At 63.6% G+C, this 13,600-nt stretch carries 18 protein-coding genes and 1 pseudogene; 11 read left to right on the top strand and 8 right to left on the bottom strand.

Annotated elements, in window-relative coordinates; genetic code table 11:
* Positions 1-14 precede the first annotated feature (14 nt).
* Genes ACG10_RS14965 through ACG10_RS14945 form a run of 5 tightly spaced genes read right to left on the bottom strand, consistent with a single transcriptional unit; the run spans position 15 to position 2,037 of the window.
* Positions 15-836 (bottom strand): DUF2303 family protein, encoded by an 822-nt coding sequence (locus ACG10_RS14965; protein WP_089168820.1) that lies wholly within the window; start codon positions 834-836, stop codon positions 15-17.
* Between the two features lie 42 nt (positions 837-878).
* Positions 879-1,220 (bottom strand): hypothetical protein, encoded by a 342-nt coding sequence (locus tag ACG10_RS14960; RefSeq protein ID WP_089168819.1) that lies wholly within the window; start codon positions 1,218-1,220, stop codon positions 879-881.
* Positions 1,221-1,244: 24 nt separating this feature from the next.
* On the bottom strand, positions 1,245-1,532 hold the full coding sequence (locus tag ACG10_RS14955) for a pyocin activator PrtN family protein (RefSeq protein ID WP_157731464.1): 288 nt from the start codon (positions 1,530-1,532) through the stop codon (positions 1,245-1,247).
* Between the two features lie 25 nt (positions 1,533-1,557).
* Positions 1,558-1,842, bottom strand: coding sequence for a hypothetical protein (locus ACG10_RS14950; protein WP_089168817.1), 285 nt, complete (start codon positions 1,840-1,842; stop codon positions 1,558-1,560).
* 9 nt (positions 1,843-1,851) lie between these two features.
* Entirely contained in the window at positions 1,852-2,037 is a 186-nt protein-coding gene (locus ACG10_RS14945) for a hypothetical protein (protein WP_089168816.1), read from the bottom strand.
* Positions 2,038-2,077: 40 nt separating this feature from the next.
* On the opposite strand from ACG10_RS14945, the gene ACG10_RS14940 reads away from it, so the two are divergent.
* Together ACG10_RS14940 and ACG10_RS14935 are read left to right on the top strand one after the other, a co-directional pair.
* Positions 2,078-2,551, top strand: a complete 474-nt coding sequence (locus ACG10_RS14940) for a DUF1654 domain-containing protein (RefSeq protein ID WP_332460667.1) — start codon at positions 2,078-2,080, stop codon at positions 2,549-2,551.
* A gap of 132 nt (positions 2,552-2,683) precedes the next feature.
* Positions 2,684-2,956: a hypothetical protein gene (locus ACG10_RS14935; protein WP_089168815.1), complete on the top strand. Its 273-nt coding sequence runs from the start codon at positions 2,684-2,686 to the stop codon at positions 2,954-2,956.
* A gap of 32 nt (positions 2,957-2,988) precedes the next feature.
* On the opposite strand, the gene ACG10_RS14930 is transcribed toward ACG10_RS14935, so the two are convergent.
* The 3 genes from ACG10_RS14930 to ACG10_RS14920 all read right to left on the bottom strand — a co-directional run bounded on the left by ACG10_RS14930 (position 2,989) and on the right by ACG10_RS14920 (position 5,037).
* On the bottom strand, positions 2,989-3,402 hold the full coding sequence (locus ACG10_RS14930; RefSeq protein WP_089168814.1) for a type II toxin-antitoxin system YafO family toxin: 414 nt from the start codon (positions 3,400-3,402) through the stop codon (positions 2,989-2,991).
* A 6-nt stretch (positions 3,403-3,408) separates the two neighbouring features.
* A complete protein-coding gene (locus tag ACG10_RS14925) occupies positions 3,409-3,939 on the bottom strand; it encodes a hypothetical protein (RefSeq protein WP_157731463.1) in 531 nt (176 codons plus the stop codon).
* Between the two features lie 219 nt (positions 3,940-4,158).
* Entirely contained in the window at positions 4,159-5,037 is an 879-nt protein-coding gene (locus tag ACG10_RS14920) for a LexA family transcriptional regulator (RefSeq protein WP_232487122.1), read from the bottom strand.
* A gap of 118 nt (positions 5,038-5,155) precedes the next feature.
* Between ACG10_RS14920 and ACG10_RS14915 the strand changes: the two genes are divergently transcribed.
* The 9 genes and pseudogenes from ACG10_RS14915 to ACG10_RS14875 all read left to right on the top strand — a co-directional run bounded on the left by ACG10_RS14915 (position 5,156) and on the right by ACG10_RS14875 (position 13,593).
* Positions 5,156-5,395 carry a helix-turn-helix domain-containing protein gene (locus ACG10_RS14915; RefSeq protein WP_089168811.1) on the top strand — a complete coding sequence of 80 codons (240 nt, stop codon included), beginning with the start codon at positions 5,156-5,158 and terminating at the stop codon, positions 5,393-5,395.
* A gap of 459 nt (positions 5,396-5,854) precedes the next feature.
* A complete protein-coding gene (locus ACG10_RS14910) occupies positions 5,855-6,295 on the top strand; it encodes a hypothetical protein (protein WP_232487121.1) in 441 nt (146 codons plus the stop codon).
* On the top strand, positions 6,288-7,337 hold the full coding sequence (locus ACG10_RS14905; RefSeq protein WP_089168809.1) for a PriCT-2 domain-containing protein: 1,050 nt from the start codon (positions 6,288-6,290) through the stop codon (positions 7,335-7,337). The genes ACG10_RS14910 and ACG10_RS14905 overlap by 8 nt, the downstream gene beginning before the upstream one ends.
* On the top strand, positions 7,337-9,088 hold the full coding sequence (locus tag ACG10_RS14900; protein WP_089168808.1) for a DUF5906 domain-containing protein: 1,752 nt from the start codon (positions 7,337-7,339) through the stop codon (positions 9,086-9,088). The genes ACG10_RS14905 and ACG10_RS14900 overlap by 1 nt, the downstream gene beginning before the upstream one ends.
* A gap of 314 nt (positions 9,089-9,402) precedes the next feature.
* Positions 9,403-9,798: a hypothetical protein gene (locus tag ACG10_RS14895; protein WP_089168807.1), complete on the top strand. Its 396-nt coding sequence runs from the start codon at positions 9,403-9,405 to the stop codon at positions 9,796-9,798.
* Between the two features lie 27 nt (positions 9,799-9,825).
* Complete coding sequence (locus tag ACG10_RS14890) at positions 9,826-10,242, top strand: hypothetical protein (RefSeq protein ID WP_157731462.1); 417 nt, start codon at positions 9,826-9,828, stop codon at positions 10,240-10,242.
* A gap of 328 nt (positions 10,243-10,570) precedes the next feature.
* A complete protein-coding gene (locus tag ACG10_RS14885) occupies positions 10,571-10,897 on the top strand; it encodes a phage holin family protein (protein ID WP_089168805.1) in 327 nt (108 codons plus the stop codon).
* 156 nt (positions 10,898-11,053) lie between these two features.
* On the top strand, positions 11,054-11,623 hold the full coding sequence (locus tag ACG10_RS14880) for a terminase small subunit (protein ID WP_089168804.1): 570 nt from the start codon (positions 11,054-11,056) through the stop codon (positions 11,621-11,623).
* 4 nt (positions 11,624-11,627) lie between these two features.
* Positions 11,628-13,593 (top strand): annotated as a pseudogene (locus tag ACG10_RS14875) (phage terminase large subunit family protein).
* Positions 13,594-13,600 lie beyond the last annotated feature (7 nt).

Raw genomic sequence — 13,600 nt, 5'->3', positions numbered from 1 at the left:
GGGTGTTCCTGTGGTTACTTGCCGGGGTTGAAGATGCCGAGGGTCAGGCTGGCGGCGTCGCCGATCTCAGTGGCCAGGACGGCCTTGAACTCGTGGGCGATTTCTTCGCGGGTCTGCTCCTCGCCGACCCAGCGGGGCTTGAGCGAGGGCTTTTCGCCGCCGGTGAGGATCGACAGGCGCAGGGTGATGACGCGTTTGCCGAGGCCTTCATAAGGGATGCAGGTGAAGTGCAGGGCGCCCGGCAGGGTTTCCTGGCTCTTGGCTTCGATGGCATCCATCGCGCTGCGCTGGGCGGCGAAGTTGCCTTCGGTGTGGGTGCGCTCGCTGGCGGCCTTGATGGTGATGTTGCGCACCGCGGCGATGGCCTGGACGGTGGTCATCGTCTCGCCGGATTCGCTCTCGGCCAGGAGGTTGGCGTGCCAGTCCTCCATCCACTCGGCGAGGGCCTTCTGGCTGAGCTGTTCGCCGGCGATCGCCTGGAGTGCGCGATAGGCGGCGGTGGGCTTGAGGGTGAGGGTGGCGGTGTCGTCGGCATGGCCCGGGCTGGTTTCGTCGCCCAGGTTGAAGAAGACGACGCAGCGCATGGCGTCCTGGTCGACGAAGCCCTTGGCCGGGTCGATGCCGCGGTGGTCGATCACGTAGCCGGAGAAGTCTGCCAGGCTGGCGGTGCTCAGGGCGCCGCGGAAGCGGGAGCGGGCAGCCTGGTAGCGCTCCATGTCGACGACGGTTGCACCTTCGGGCAGGTAGCCGACGGGGCTGTCGGTGTCCGGCAGGTGGCCTGCGGCGAGGAGGGCGTTGTCGATGATGAGCTGCAGGGCTTCTTTGCTGAGAGACATGCTGTATTCCTTGTGGTGGTGCTGTGCGTGTGGTGGTTGGGGTTAGCGCGGAACGACCGGGGCCTGTTCGCGGTTGAACAGCTGCGCGGTCGGGTCGGTCTGGAAGAGTTCGAGGCCGTTGCCGGTGACGTACATCGGGGTGTCGAGGGTGGTGTCCTCGCGACGCTTGCCACGCTTGGTGGGCTCGACGAAGTCCAGGGTGTGGGTGATGGCGACCTGGTTGCTCTCGCCGATCCGCTTCATCTTGAATTTCAGGGTGACTTCGCCCTGCTTGTTGTGCTCGACGACGCCAGCGGCGACGGCGGACAGGGCGGTGCCGACCTGCTGGGTGAAGATGGAGGCGTTCAGCGAGTTGATGAACTCGGCAACGTCGGTGGGTTTCATGGTGCTGTGCTCCTGTGGTGGTGGTCAGGCCGCGGTGGCGGCGGTTTTCTCGGCCTGGTCGAGGAAGTCGGCCAGGTGATGGAGGTAGACGATCCGGGGCGCCTTGCGGCTGTCGTACAGGCGGTCGATGCGTAGCTGCAGGTGTCCTCTGCTGATTGCCTTGTCCAGGGAATCCAGCGACGTGATGCTCGTCAGGTGATCCTGCAACAGCTGCTCGACGGTGATGTAGTTGCAGCCGTAGCGACGGCGGAGCAGTTGCAGGGTTGTCTCCTCGCGCCCCTCTGGTGTGCGTGCCGTGCTGGTGGTGTTCACCGGTTTCACTCCCTGCTGTGCGTGGTCAGGCGGTCGCACTGGCCGGCGGCATGCGCCGGACCTCGATGCCGAGCTGCTGGGCGATCCAGGCCACGCCGGCTTCGGTGGTCATCACCACGCCGTAGTGGCTCCAGCCGTTGATGCTGGGGTTCCAGCGGCTGCGGCAGTCGACGAAGAGGCGGCCCTTGTCGCGGTGGGCGCTGGTCAGGTCGCCAGCGTGGTCGAGCACGCCGAGGTCGCGCAGGCGGCGGCGCAGCTTGCGCGGGCCGATGCCGAGCAGGGCGGCGGTGGCGTCGAGGGTGCGGTGCATGCGGCCTCCCTACGCGGCGTCGCCGCCGAACGGGGTGAAGCCGCCGGTGTGGTCGGAGGAGGCGGCGGTGCGGCGAACCAGCTCGGCCTTGCCTCCGCGGATGACCACGAGACGTTTGGTGTCGGCCTGGAGCTGCTCGATCAGCCGGCGGTTGGAGGCGCACGCCGGGTGGACGTGCAGGGTGGCGGTGTGCATATCGGCTCCTTGTCGAACGCTGTGTGCGTTGATGGCAAATATGAACAATAAGTACAAACTGCGTCAAGAACCAAAAGTACAAATTTTCTTCGAACGCAAAAAGCCAATGCCGTCGGCAAAGAGGGCCGAGTTGGCAGCAAGGCTTGGCTATCTGTGTGCAAACGAATACTGTATGTGCATACAGAAAAAGGAGTGGCATATGGCCAGGCAGAAAGCTCAGAAGCAGCAACCCCAGGAACTCACGCCGCTGGAAAGGTTGGGTCTACGGGTGTCGTCGATGATCAACGCGCCGATAGCGCAGCTGGAGCGGCAGGTGACCATTCACCGGCTGGACACCGATCTGGACGAGGCGTGGGAAGGAGTGCTGGAGCTGCTGGCCGAGACGGATGGCTTGGAGATGGTCACCAATGAAGACGGCAGCGTGACGCTGAAGTGGGAGCGCCAAACGGACGATGCTGCCCCGGCAGATGATCGGGAGTTCGAGATGGTCGACGGTGGCGAAGCCCAATTCTGACGGTGCGAGCGGGAAAGGGAGTAGCTGCGGGCGGCCGAAGGCGTGAACCAGGTGGCATCTTCAGCGCTCGCTATGCCGCAGCCCCGAGCAGCTGCTACCTTGGGTTAATCGATTCCGCCAAGGAGGGCGCCGATGATGATCAACTCAATCCTTTCTCTTGTGCTCGCTTGCTGCCTGCTTGTCTTGGGGGGATACCTGGCAGTCAGGCCTGGGGCTGGACAGCAAGGTTATGGCCCGGATCTGGATACTGTCGATGACGATGGGCTGTTTGATGGCTGGGACGGGTTCACCTCCGGCGAGAGGAGAAAGCGCCTGGCGGTATATCAGCGGCGGGTGAGGGCCCGGATCGCCGAGCAGGAGAGGGAGTGGCTTCGGGTGCGGCTGAGGGAGTGCGCGAAGGGCTGAAACGAAAAGCCCCGCGCGGGGCGGGGCTTTGGTTAATGTTCGTCGCGGAATTTCTTGGCGAGTCTGGCCAGACTCTGCATGATCGCTGGATTTCTCGCCTGTTTGTGGGCCCCAGGGTGAAATAGAGCCAGAAGGCAGTACTCGTGCTCCTCAAGCTCTCCTCGTACATAAACCAGAGCTGTGTCGCTGGTTCTATCTCTCTGAGGGCGGCGAGCAGGGAAACTGCCAGGTGGAACCTTCAAGTGCAGGTGCATCAGCCTGGCATTAAAAGCAGCAGCAGGCTCGACGTACGGAACATCACGACCAAAGTAGTCGGGCAGCTCGCCTTGATCAACGTAGCGCTTAAAGTCGGCTATCAACGTATCGATCAGTCCTGGAAAGTCCTTGGCGACATCGGAAAATAGCGGCCCATATGTTTCAGGATGAATCCGCACAACTGCCTTCATCCAGTGTCATCCAGCCAGCTTATGCAGGTTGCGAGTTCCTAGCTCTGCAAGGGCAGCTAAGCCTTTCCGATCGATACTGCTTTCGAATATCGCCTCCGGCTCGCTAGATTGACGAGCAATCGACACGATATCAACTACGCGAGAGCGGATAGAGGCAAGTGCTCTTAGGAAGTCCCGGCGCTGTACGTCACCAGCACAAAAGTCTTCCGCCTGACGCACGTACCGCTCAAGGCTGCGCAGGGTCTCTGCGAGCAAGGGGAATTGGCTTGCAGAAAGCTGCTGTGCTGAAGCTGGATCATTTACCAGCTTGATCAGCACCTGATCCAGTATTTCGTTCAGTTCGTTAGCGCTGGCCTTGATTTCCTCCAGCACATTTACGAGTTGCTGCGACACTTTTGCTTGCTGAGTGTGCATGTACGGAGCGCCGGCGGCGACATTCATTGGTGGAATGTCAGCCCCAAGCAGAATGCTAATGGCTGCAGCCGCAGAGGCCCCCAAGCCTGCTAGGGCCCTAGATTCCTTATCGTCTTGTGCCATGCGAACCTCCATGCGACCTTTCACACTATGCCATATTTCCTGCGCTTGATAAGCGCTTACGGCCACGGTCTAGAAAACGGCGCGCGATTATAATGTTCAACGGCGCCGCTGACTAGTACACCCTACCATAGCAGCGAGCTCATGCGTTAGGTCGGCGAGACTCTACGCATCCGTCCAGCAGCGGCACCTACATCCAGACCTTGCCCGGCGGGCAGACGGTCACAGCTTCTTCGCATTCCAGACCAGCAGGACGCGAGCCTGGATGTAGGTCTCGTCGATCCGGATCAGCCGGTCCTTGTGATTCGGATTGTCCGAAATCATCTCGAAATGCTCCGCGTCGGCCACCTGCAGGCGCTTGGTGTAGAAATGGCCCTGCCAGACGAATGAGTAGATCCCATCACCCTCGAACTCACGGATGCTCGCGTCGACGATCATCGGGTCAAGGTGCTGGATTGTGGGCGCCATGGACTGGCCGTAGCCGGTCAGCATCTTGAGGTGGGCGGGGTCTTTGTAGATGACGCCCAGTTCCTGCAAGTGCTGCTTGCTGACGAGCAGATTCGGCATTATCTCGGGGTAGTCCGGGACCAGCTGCCCGCTGCCTAGAGCTGTCCGAACGTCGTAGTGCGCGATTCGAATCGCGTCGCCGGCTGGGGCAGGGGGCAGGAAGTCGGCGATGATCACAGTGCTTGGCTGGTTGGCCGGAGGCTCTGGCTCGCTGCGAGTGTCCGCGACGGCATCGACGATCCGCTGCCGGACTGCTGCGCTCAGCCCATTCCCGTGTTTTTGCAGCATCTCCATCACCTTGGCCGCTGCGATTTCTTTGTGGTTATCGGCGGCAGGTGCGAGCGGGCCTAGCTCGACGTTCGACTTATTGCCTGCGCCACCAGGAAGCATCTCCCCCTCTCCATACTGGAGCCACTGGATGCTGACATGCAGTTCGTCCGCAATCGCTTGCATGTTGGCCCGCCCAGGCATGGCTTCGCCATTCAACCATTTGCTGGCAGCTTTAGGGGTTTTCCCTGTGATTTCCGCAAGACGAGATCCGGCCCCCCATTCTGCAATTTCTGATTTGGCAAGGGCTTGCTTGAGGCGCTTCACGAACTCTCTGCGTATTTCTTCTGGCTGAACCATAGGTTCAGTTTTGCACGCACTTGCATGTACTTTCAGTACCGGCATAATATGTACCGTAAGTTCAATTTGAGCTTTGGAGGCGCCGATGAGCGCGCTAAGAAAATCGATCAACAAGGCCGGTGGCGTTGCAAATGCAGCGGCCATTTGTGGAGTGAGCCAGCGAGCCGTTTACAAGTGGATTTCCGCAGGGGCTCTGCCGCGCACCGACTACACCGGCGAAACCGATTACGCGGGCCGCCTGGCTAAAGCAGCAGCCGAGCGGGGGGTTCCATTCGATGCCGCATGGCTTTTGGCCGAGGCGGCTCCAAAGAAAACCGCGGCCTAACCAGCCGCTGGCCTGACCAGCGGCCTCGCCACAAGGGAGTACGGCACATACATCAAGCCGGTTCATCCCCGCGTATGCGGGGAACACTGACGCGATTCTAAAGCTTTCAGAGGTACTTCACGGTTCATCCCCGCGCTTGCGGGGAACACAGCAGGTTGGTCGGCACGGAAACCCACCACGGTTCCCGTGCCAACCGGGCTCGGAGTCCTCACCACAAGGGCGCCGGGCAGTGTGAGGGGATGGTCAGGGAGCACAGCACGCAAACCAACCATCCCCTCACACGGGGGCCAGTGGAGCCATCGACTGATGACTTTTTCTGGCTGACGTAGCACAACACGTCGAGGCGGATGATAGGGCACAAGCTCTGTGTCTCGCCACGGCGTTACCAGGGAATTAACGCCAATGTCTCGAGTAGACCCCACTCGTGACCTCGGCCCAGCTCTGACTCTGGAGCAGGCCGTGGACCACGACACCCGCCGCGAGCGGGGCGGCCCGGTGGCCGTCTGTGCCACCCTCGGATGGCCGTACAACGCCTATCAGAAAAAACTCTCCATCAGTTACCCGGACAATCTGTTGTCGACGCGAGATTTCGAGCGCTGGCTGGAGCTGGTCGACGCCCGGGAGACGCTGCGCACCATCGCGCGGATTCAGGGCGGGGTGTTCTATCGCCCGGCTCCTGCACCGGCCACGCCGGCGGCGCTGCGGGCGCTGGCCGATCTTCTCCAGCATGAGGCGGCCTTCGTGGGCAGCCTGCACCAGGGCGCTGCCGACGGCCGCTGGGAGGAACGCGAGGTACTCGAGCTGGAGCGCCACGGTAATCAGGTGATCGAGGCGGTGCTTGGCATCATGGCCGGTGCCCGCGAGGCGATGGAGCGGGATTTGGAGGGGCGAGATGAGTGAGAAGATCGACCTGCAGTTGGCCGACCTTCACCTGCTGCTGGCGTTCATTCCGGCCGATAGCCGGGAGGTCTGGATTCAGGTGGGAATGGGGCTCAAGGCCGAGTTCGGCGAGGCGGCGTTCGATGCCTGGGACGATTGGAGCCAGTCTGGCACCGGGTACAGTCCGCGCGATGCGAGGACGGTGTGGCGCAGCTTCCGCAAGTCGGGCATGGGCATGGGGACGGTGATCAAGCTGGCGATGGATGCCGGCTGGCGGCCTGAGAAGAAGGAGCTGAGCCGGGAGGACAAGCGGAGGTTCGCCGAGCAGCAGGAAGCCCGGCGCAAGGAGCGTCAGGCCGAAGTCGAGGCTGACGAGGCCAGGTCATCGACCATGCGTGAGGCAGTCGCCGTTGCGTGCGAACGGATCTGGGCTGAGCAGTGCCTGGCCGAAGGGCAGAGCGAGTATCTGCAGCGCAAGCAGGTGGGCGGCCACGGGGTTGGCTACTTCTCCAGGCTGGTGGTGTTGGAGATCGACGATCAGGCGGAGCGCTGCCAGATCTGGGTCGGTGAGGATGCGCAGCGCTGGCTGGGCATGGTGCCGAAGCCGCGACCGGCGCATCTGTCGATGCTGGTGTTCCGCAAGGGCTGTGTGGCGATCCCGCTGCGCGATGCCGGCGGGAGGATCTGGGCGTTGCAGGTGATCAACGGGCAGGGCACCAAGCTGTTTCCGAAGTACGGGCGCAAGTCGGGCTGCTTTCATCTGCTGGGCGATGTGGCCGATGCCGAGGTGCTGGCGGTGGCCGAGGGGTATGCGACGGCGGCCAGTGTGCACGAGGCCACAGGCTGGCCGGTGGCGGTGGCGTTCGACGCTGGCAACCTGCTGGCGGTTGGCCGGGCGCTGCGGGAGCTGTATCCGGCGGCGCGGCTGGTGTTCGCCGGCGACGATGATCCGATCAAGCCAGGCAATCCTGGGCGGACGAAGGCCGAGGCGGCTGCCGTTGCCCTGGGTGGCGTGGCGGCTTTCCCGGTCGCGCCGGCCGATTCGTCGCGGGAGGCTGCGTGATGCCCGAGGCGAAGAAGCTGGACTGGAACGATCTGCATGTGGCCCACGGGCTGGATGCGGTGCGGTCGCAGTTGCTGCAGGCGGTGAATGATGCCGATCTTCCCCGCGCCCCATCTGCGGAGGCGGCCGCCGCGACCGACCTTTCCCGCGCCCTTTCCGGGGATGAGCCCGGCGCCGACGGCGCGGCTCCTGCTCCAGAAGGGGGGGAGGGGGCTGGCTGGGATGCCGACAAGGTGTTTCGGCGGTTCGCGCTGGTGGAGGGGAAGACGGCTGTCTTCGATCTGCAGAAGAAGGTGCAGATGAAGCGGATGGCGTTCGAGGCGTTCGTGACCAGGTCGCAGGCCAAGGCCTGGTTCGACCGTGAGGACAAGAAGTGCATCGCCGAGGAGCAGGCGAAGCGGATCGAGGAGCAGGCGAAGCTGGCCGGCAAGTCGCGACGGACAGGCGATCCGGAGGGAATGCCGGCAACGGAGCGGTATGTGTACCTGGACGGTAGCCAGGATATCTGGGATCGGCAGTTGCGCGAGCGGTTGCCGGCGAGGGCGGTTCAGCTCGCCATGGGCGATGCGTTCAAGCTGTGGCTGAACAGTCCTGAGCGCCGGGTGATTCCGGCCGGCAATCTGTTGTTCGATCCTCGGATGACGCGGGACCCGGCGCGCTATATCAATACGTTCGAGGGGCTGCCGCTGGCTCCGGTCGACGATATGGAGCGCTGCCGGGCGATCCGCTATCTGATCAAGTTTCTGTGCAACGGGGACCAGGAGGCGATGCACTGGCTGACCTGCTGGCTGGCCTATCCGCTGCAGAATGTGGGGGCGAAGCTGGATACGGCGGTGCTGCTGCATTCGACGATGGAGGGCTCGGGGAAGTCGTTGCTGCTGTCGGACATCATGCGGCCAATCTATGGCGACTACGGCGCGACGGTTGGCCAGGCGCAGCTTGAGTCGTCGTGGAGCCAGTGGCAGGCGAACAAGCTGTATGGGGTGTTCGAGGAGGTGGTGAGCCGGGACAACCGGTACAACCAGGTGGGCAAGATCAAGCACATGGTGACCGGGAAGACGGTGCGGATCGAGTCGAAGTTCGTGAACGGTTGGGAGGAGACCAACTACATGAACGCGGTGTTTCTCTCGAACGAGATGATGCCCTGGCCGATCGGCGAGAATGATCGGCGGATGTTCGTGATGTGGCCGCGTGAGACGTTGTCTGAGCAGGTGCAGCAGCGGATCAAGTGGGAGCTGGCGAACGATGGGATCGCGGCGTTCTATCAGTACTTGCTGAACTACGACACTGGGGACTTCGATGAGCGCACCCGGCCGCCGAATACCGAGGCGCGGCAGTGGCTGGTGGAGGTGTCGCGGACGGCCTGGGAGACGTTTCTGGGGCAGTGGCGCGGGGGTGTGCTCGGGGTGCCGTTCGATGTGGCGTTGACCTCGGATATCCACGATCTGTTTCGGGAGTGGTGTTCGGTGAACGGGGAGCATGCGATGTCGGCTACGAAACTGTCGCTGTTCCTGAGCAAGCATGTGGAGAAGCCGAAGGGGCAGATTCATTGGATGGACGATATGGGGTCACGGCGGTTTTCGATGTTCTTTCTGGCGGCGCCGGCGTCGGATCTGGATATTTCGAATGCGAACCAGATGGGCAAGCTGGTGGCGCGCTTTCGCAATGCGGCGAAGCGGGCAGGTTGGGATCCGTCAAAGTGGGAAAAGTGCAAGGGCTGGGTCGCACCATCGTCCATGGCTGCTGGTTAGGGTGGTTATGGTTGGTTAGGGTTGTGTTTTCAGACCATAACCACGCTGAGGGACAGTGTTTTCGCGGCTTTCACGGTGTGCGGTTAGGGTGGTTAGGGTTAACGCGGGCGCGCGCGTATGTGCGCGAATATTAAGGGTCGATCTTTCATGTCGTTATTTTTTCTTATATGCGCGGTAAACCCTAACCACCCTAAACACTATAACCAGCAGAAGATAATAAGCTGATTTATAAAGGGTTTTTGGTGGTTATGGTTGTGGTTAGTGTTTGCTGATTTTGGTTAGGGTTTGATTTCACTCAAGGGGGGAATAGGGATATGGCGGTTTACGGTGTTGAGAAGGGTGAGCTGGTGCTGTTGGCAGAGACTCTGGAGTCGATGCTTTGCCAGGAGTTGGCGAACTGGAAGGAGTTTGATGATCTGCTGAAGGACCTTGGTCTGTGGGTGCATGATGAGGTTGGCGACGCTTACAAGTTGTATCGCCGTCAGGCGCATGCTGAGAGTTGGCCGGAGGGCAGGCTGCCTGGTGTGAAGTTCATATTCGATGTGAACGTCGATGGAGACAGCATCGATTACATTCTGGTCGGTGATCGCCTTCCTGACTTCCTTGCGGTTCTGCGCCTGCTTGAACCTCTAGTCGCTGCTGACCGGGACGTCGCGGCGCGTGCAGAGAAGATGCGCCAGGAAGATTTGCGTCGGTTGGGGCGCGGCTGAGGCGAGGGCGCAGGGATGATCAAATCGATGGATGTTCTGTTGCGTCAGTGGGGCCAGGAGCGTGCTGCGCCTGAGTGGGTTGCTCCGGTGCGTTCGCCCCTGGGGGATGCCGAGCAGTGGATGGGCGGTGGTCGGGCTACGGGCGGCAGCGCCGGGCTCGGCCCGCTGGTGGCGTATGCGCAGCACAGCCGGGTCTGCCGGCTGGTGGACGAGGCGCTGCGGTCGTTGAGCGATCTGCGCGAGGAGGGCGGCCTGGGTGGTCGGGGCGCAGTGCTCTATACCCTGGCCAAGGTGCGCTATGTGCATGTCGGCGAGGCGCCCTCGGTGGCAGCGCAGCTCAAGGAGCTGAAGGTGAGCGAGCGGAGCTATCGGGTGCAGGTGGATGAGCTGCACCAGGCGCTGGCTGTTCGGCTCAAGGCCGCATTGGCAGGGCTGGCGGCGTGACCGTTCGTCGGGGGTGTTCGGACTATTCGCGGATATTCAGCGGACATTGCGAGACGATTCGGAACTGGCGTTAATCGACCGTTTACGCCACTGCAGGTCGGGGGGTACAAAGCCGCTACGTTTGTCGTTGCTGTGATTGCAGCGACCCCCGAGCACCTGCTGTGCGCCTGACCGTTTTCCCTGGCGGTCACCCTGGACCCCGCTTCGGCGGGGTTTCTTTTTCAGAAGAGCCTGGCCGAGCGCTGGGCTTTTTCGTTTCCGGCCCCTCGCTCCTTTGCTCCCAGGCGGGATCGCGGAGCGGGCCACCTATTCATCAAGGAGGACCGGCATGGCGGTCGAGCAAGGAGTACAGCCATCACTGGCTGATTTGCCCACCTGGATGCTGCTCCTGATTGCGGTTGCCGGCCTGGTCGGCGAGATGCGCCAGGCGGATGCCGCCGGCGTGGCGGTCGGCGAGATCGTCAAGCGGGTGCTGCTGCGGTTCGGGTCGTCTGCGCTGTTCGGCATGGCGTCGCTGTTCATCGCGCACTCGCTGATCGGCGATGTGTGGATCTCCGGCGGCATCGGCATTGTGGTCGGGCTGCTGGGCGCGGACATCGCCGGGGCGCTGTATGCGCGGTGGTTGGCGAAGCGGTCGGGACTTGTCGATGGCTAGCGTGGTCGGTGGTCGGATGAAGCGGGGGACCCTGTGGAATCTGCCCGGGTACGGGTCATATGAGCCGCGATTCTGTGTTAGCGGCTGGGCCTGGAGGTTAGTTAACGGGGGGTTAACAGGTTAACGATTGCCGTTAAACGGTTAACAGGTGTCTTCATGATCGAACTCAGCAAGTCCGAATTCGCGGCGCATAAGGGCTGGTCGAAGCCTTATGTTTCGAAGCTGGCCAAGCAGGGTCGGTTGGTCATGACGGCCGCCGGCAAGGTCGACGTCGCCGCCACCGAAGCCCTGCTCCAGCGCACCGCCGACCCCAGCAAGGCCGGCGTCGCCGAACGCCACCAGCGCGAGCGCGTCGAGCGTGGCGTGACCGCCCACCTGGCACCCGCCGCCACGCCGCTGGATCATCCCGAGGACGAGGGCATCGACTTCCAGAAAGCCCGGGCCCGGCGCGAGCACTACCTGGCGCGTCTTGCCGAGAACGAGGCCCGCAAGAGCGACGGCGAACTGGTCGAGCGCGAGGCCGTCGAGAATGCCGCCTTCGCCACCGGGCGCCTGCTGCGCGACCTGCTGCTCGGCCTGCCGAAGCAGATCGGCGCCGAGCTGGCCGCCATCAGCGATCCCTGGGAGCTCGAGCGTCGGCTGACCGCCGGCCTGCGCCGCGTCCTCGAGGACGCCAACCGCCTGAGCGCCGCCGACCTCGAACACGCCATCAAGCCGCCGAGCTGACGCCATGAACCAACGGTATGCCGACGGTGCCGAGCAGTACCGCTCGGCCTACCTGCGCGGCCTGCAGCCCGACCCGGAACTCTGGGTCGACGAATGGGCCGACGAATACATGCGCATCCCGCGCGAAACCGGCGCCGCCGAGCCCGGCCCGTACCGCACGGAGCGCACGCCCTACGCCCGGGAGCCGATGCGCTGCCTGTCACCCAGCCACCCCGCCAAACGCGTGGTGACCATGGTCGCCTCGCAGCTGATGAAGACGCAGATCGCCCTCAACTGGATCGGCGGCTGCATCCACATGGCCCCGGCCAACATCCTCATGCTGCTGCCCAGCCTAGCCCTGGCCAAGCGGGTCAGCGGCCGGGTCGGCAAGACCATCGACTCCACCCCCGTGCTGCGCGAGCGGGTCGCCTCGCCGCGCTCGCGCGACGCGCGCAACACCATGGACACCAAGGAGTTCGAGGGCGGCACCCTGTACGCCACCACCGCCGGCTCGGCATCCAACCTGGCCGAGCTGGCGGCGCGCTACATCTACGGCGACGAGGTCGACCGCTGGGATGTCGACGTCGACAACGAGGGCGACCCGATCGAGCTGGCCGAGACCCGCGCGAGCACCTTCGGGCGCAACGCCAAGATCTACTTCTCCAGCTCGCCCACCATCAAGGGCGCCTCGCGGATCGCCAACCTGTTCGCCCAGAGCGACCAGCGGCACTACCACGTGCCGTGCCCGCACTGCGGCGAGCTGCAGACGCTGGAGTGGGAAAACCTCAAGTACAGCGAGGATTACCGCCAGGTGCAGTACCTGTGCTGCAATCCGGACTGCGGCTGCCTGATCGACGAGCACCACAAGGGCGAGATGCTGGCCCGCGGCGAATGGCGTGCGCACGCCGAGGGCGACGGCGAGACGGTCGGCTTCACCCTCAACGCCCTGTATGCCCCGCTGGGCTGGGTCAGCTGGCTCGGCCTGGCCAAGCAATACGACAAGGCCAGGGCCGCCCAGGACAAGGGCGACCTCGAACCCATGCAGGTGTTCTACAACACCCGCCTGGCCCGGCTGTGGGATGCCGCCCAGGGCCAGCGAGCTCAAGGCCCGCGCCGAGGACTACCCGCTCGGCAGCGCCCCCCGGGGCGCGCTGATCCTCACCGCGGCCGTCGATACCCAGCACAACCGCCTGGAACTGCTGGTGATCGGCTGGGGCGAGGGCATGGAGCGCTGGGTCGTCGATCACCAAGTCATCATGGGCGATCCGGCCGACGAGCGCACATGGGCGCTACTCGACGAGAAGCTCAAGGCACGGTACCGCCACGTCTCCGGCGTCGAGCTGGCGATCTGCGCGACCGCCATCGACTCCGGTGGCCACCATACCGACGAGGTCTACCAGTTCACCCGCCTGCGTCGCTGGCGGAACGTCCTCGCCGTCAAGGGCGCGAGCCGGGCAGGGCGCCCGGTGCTTGCCCAGCGCCCGTCGAAGGTCGACGTCACCTGGAAGGGCACCACCCACAAGGAAGGCGCCGAGCTCTGGATGATCGGCACCGACACCGCCAAGGACTGGATCTACAACCGCTACGGCCTGGGCGAAGGCGCCGGCGCCCTGCACTTCAGCAAGGACCTGTCCGACGACTTCTACGACCAGTGCGTCGCCGAGCGCAAGATCGCCCGCTACGTGAAGGGCCACAAGCGCATCGAGTGGGTCAAGGGCAAGGCCGACCGCAACGAAGCGCTCGACCTGCTGGTTTACAACCTGGCCATGGCCCACCTGCTGGGCCTCAACCGCTACCGCGAACCCGAATGGGCCAAGCTCCGCCAGAGCGTTGGCCAGGGCAACCTGTTCACCGAGTCCGCCACGGACACTGCCCCGGCGGCCACGCCTGCGGCATCGCAACCCGCCAGCCCGGCGCCCGCTGCCCCGGCGGCAACGCCGGCGCCGGCACGCCGCCGATCCATCAGCGGCTACCTCAACGCACGCCGATAACCCGAGG

Source organism: Azotobacter chroococcum (assembly GCF_002220155.1).
Lineage (GTDB): Bacteria > Pseudomonadota > Gammaproteobacteria > Pseudomonadales > Pseudomonadaceae > Azotobacter > Azotobacter chroococcum.
This window is presented reverse-complemented; position numbering and strand designations above follow the sequence as displayed.

What these genes read in the sequence shown, in the direction of transcription:
- ACG10_RS14965 (WP_089168820.1), bottom strand. Translation starts at nt 836, where the DNA reads ATGTCTCTCAGCAAAGAAGCCCTGCAGCTCATCATCGACAACGCCCTC.
- ACG10_RS14945 (WP_089168816.1), bottom strand. Translation starts at nt 2,037, where the DNA reads ATGCACACCGCCACCCTGCACGTCCACCCGGCGTGCGCCTCCAACCGC.
- ACG10_RS14915 (WP_089168811.1), top strand. Translation starts at nt 5,156, where the DNA reads ATGAGCGCGCTAAGAAAATCGATCAACAAGGCCGGTGGCGTTGCAAAT.
- ACG10_RS14925 (WP_157731463.1), bottom strand. Translation starts at nt 3,939, where the DNA reads ATGGCACAAGACGATAAGGAATCTAGGGCCCTAGCAGGCTTGGGGGCC.
- ACG10_RS14880 (WP_089168804.1), top strand. Translation starts at nt 11,054, where the DNA reads ATGATCGAACTCAGCAAGTCCGAATTCGCGGCGCATAAGGGCTGGTCG.
- ACG10_RS14930 (WP_089168814.1), bottom strand. Translation starts at nt 3,402, where the DNA reads ATGAAGGCAGTTGTGCGGATTCATCCTGAAACATATGGGCCGCTATTT.
- ACG10_RS14950 (WP_089168817.1), bottom strand. Translation starts at nt 1,842, where the DNA reads ATGCACCGCACCCTCGACGCCACCGCCGCCCTGCTCGGCATCGGCCCG.
- ACG10_RS14905 (WP_089168809.1), top strand. Translation starts at nt 6,288, where the DNA reads ATGAGTGAGAAGATCGACCTGCAGTTGGCCGACCTTCACCTGCTGCTG.
- ACG10_RS14890 (WP_157731462.1), top strand. Translation starts at nt 9,826, where the DNA reads ATGGATGTTCTGTTGCGTCAGTGGGGCCAGGAGCGTGCTGCGCCTGAG.
- ACG10_RS14940 (WP_332460667.1), top strand. Translation starts at nt 2,078, where the DNA reads ATGAACAATAAGTACAAACTGCGTCAAGAACCAAAAGTACAAATTTTC.
- ACG10_RS14960 (WP_089168819.1), bottom strand. Translation starts at nt 1,220, where the DNA reads ATGAAACCCACCGACGTTGCCGAGTTCATCAACTCGCTGAACGCCTCC.
- ACG10_RS14895 (WP_089168807.1), top strand. Translation starts at nt 9,403, where the DNA reads ATGGCGGTTTACGGTGTTGAGAAGGGTGAGCTGGTGCTGTTGGCAGAG.
- ACG10_RS14885 (WP_089168805.1), top strand. Translation starts at nt 10,571, where the DNA reads ATGGCGGTCGAGCAAGGAGTACAGCCATCACTGGCTGATTTGCCCACC.
- ACG10_RS14935 (WP_089168815.1), top strand. Translation starts at nt 2,684, where the DNA reads ATGATGATCAACTCAATCCTTTCTCTTGTGCTCGCTTGCTGCCTGCTT.
- ACG10_RS14900 (WP_089168808.1), top strand. Translation starts at nt 7,337, where the DNA reads ATGCCCGAGGCGAAGAAGCTGGACTGGAACGATCTGCATGTGGCCCAC.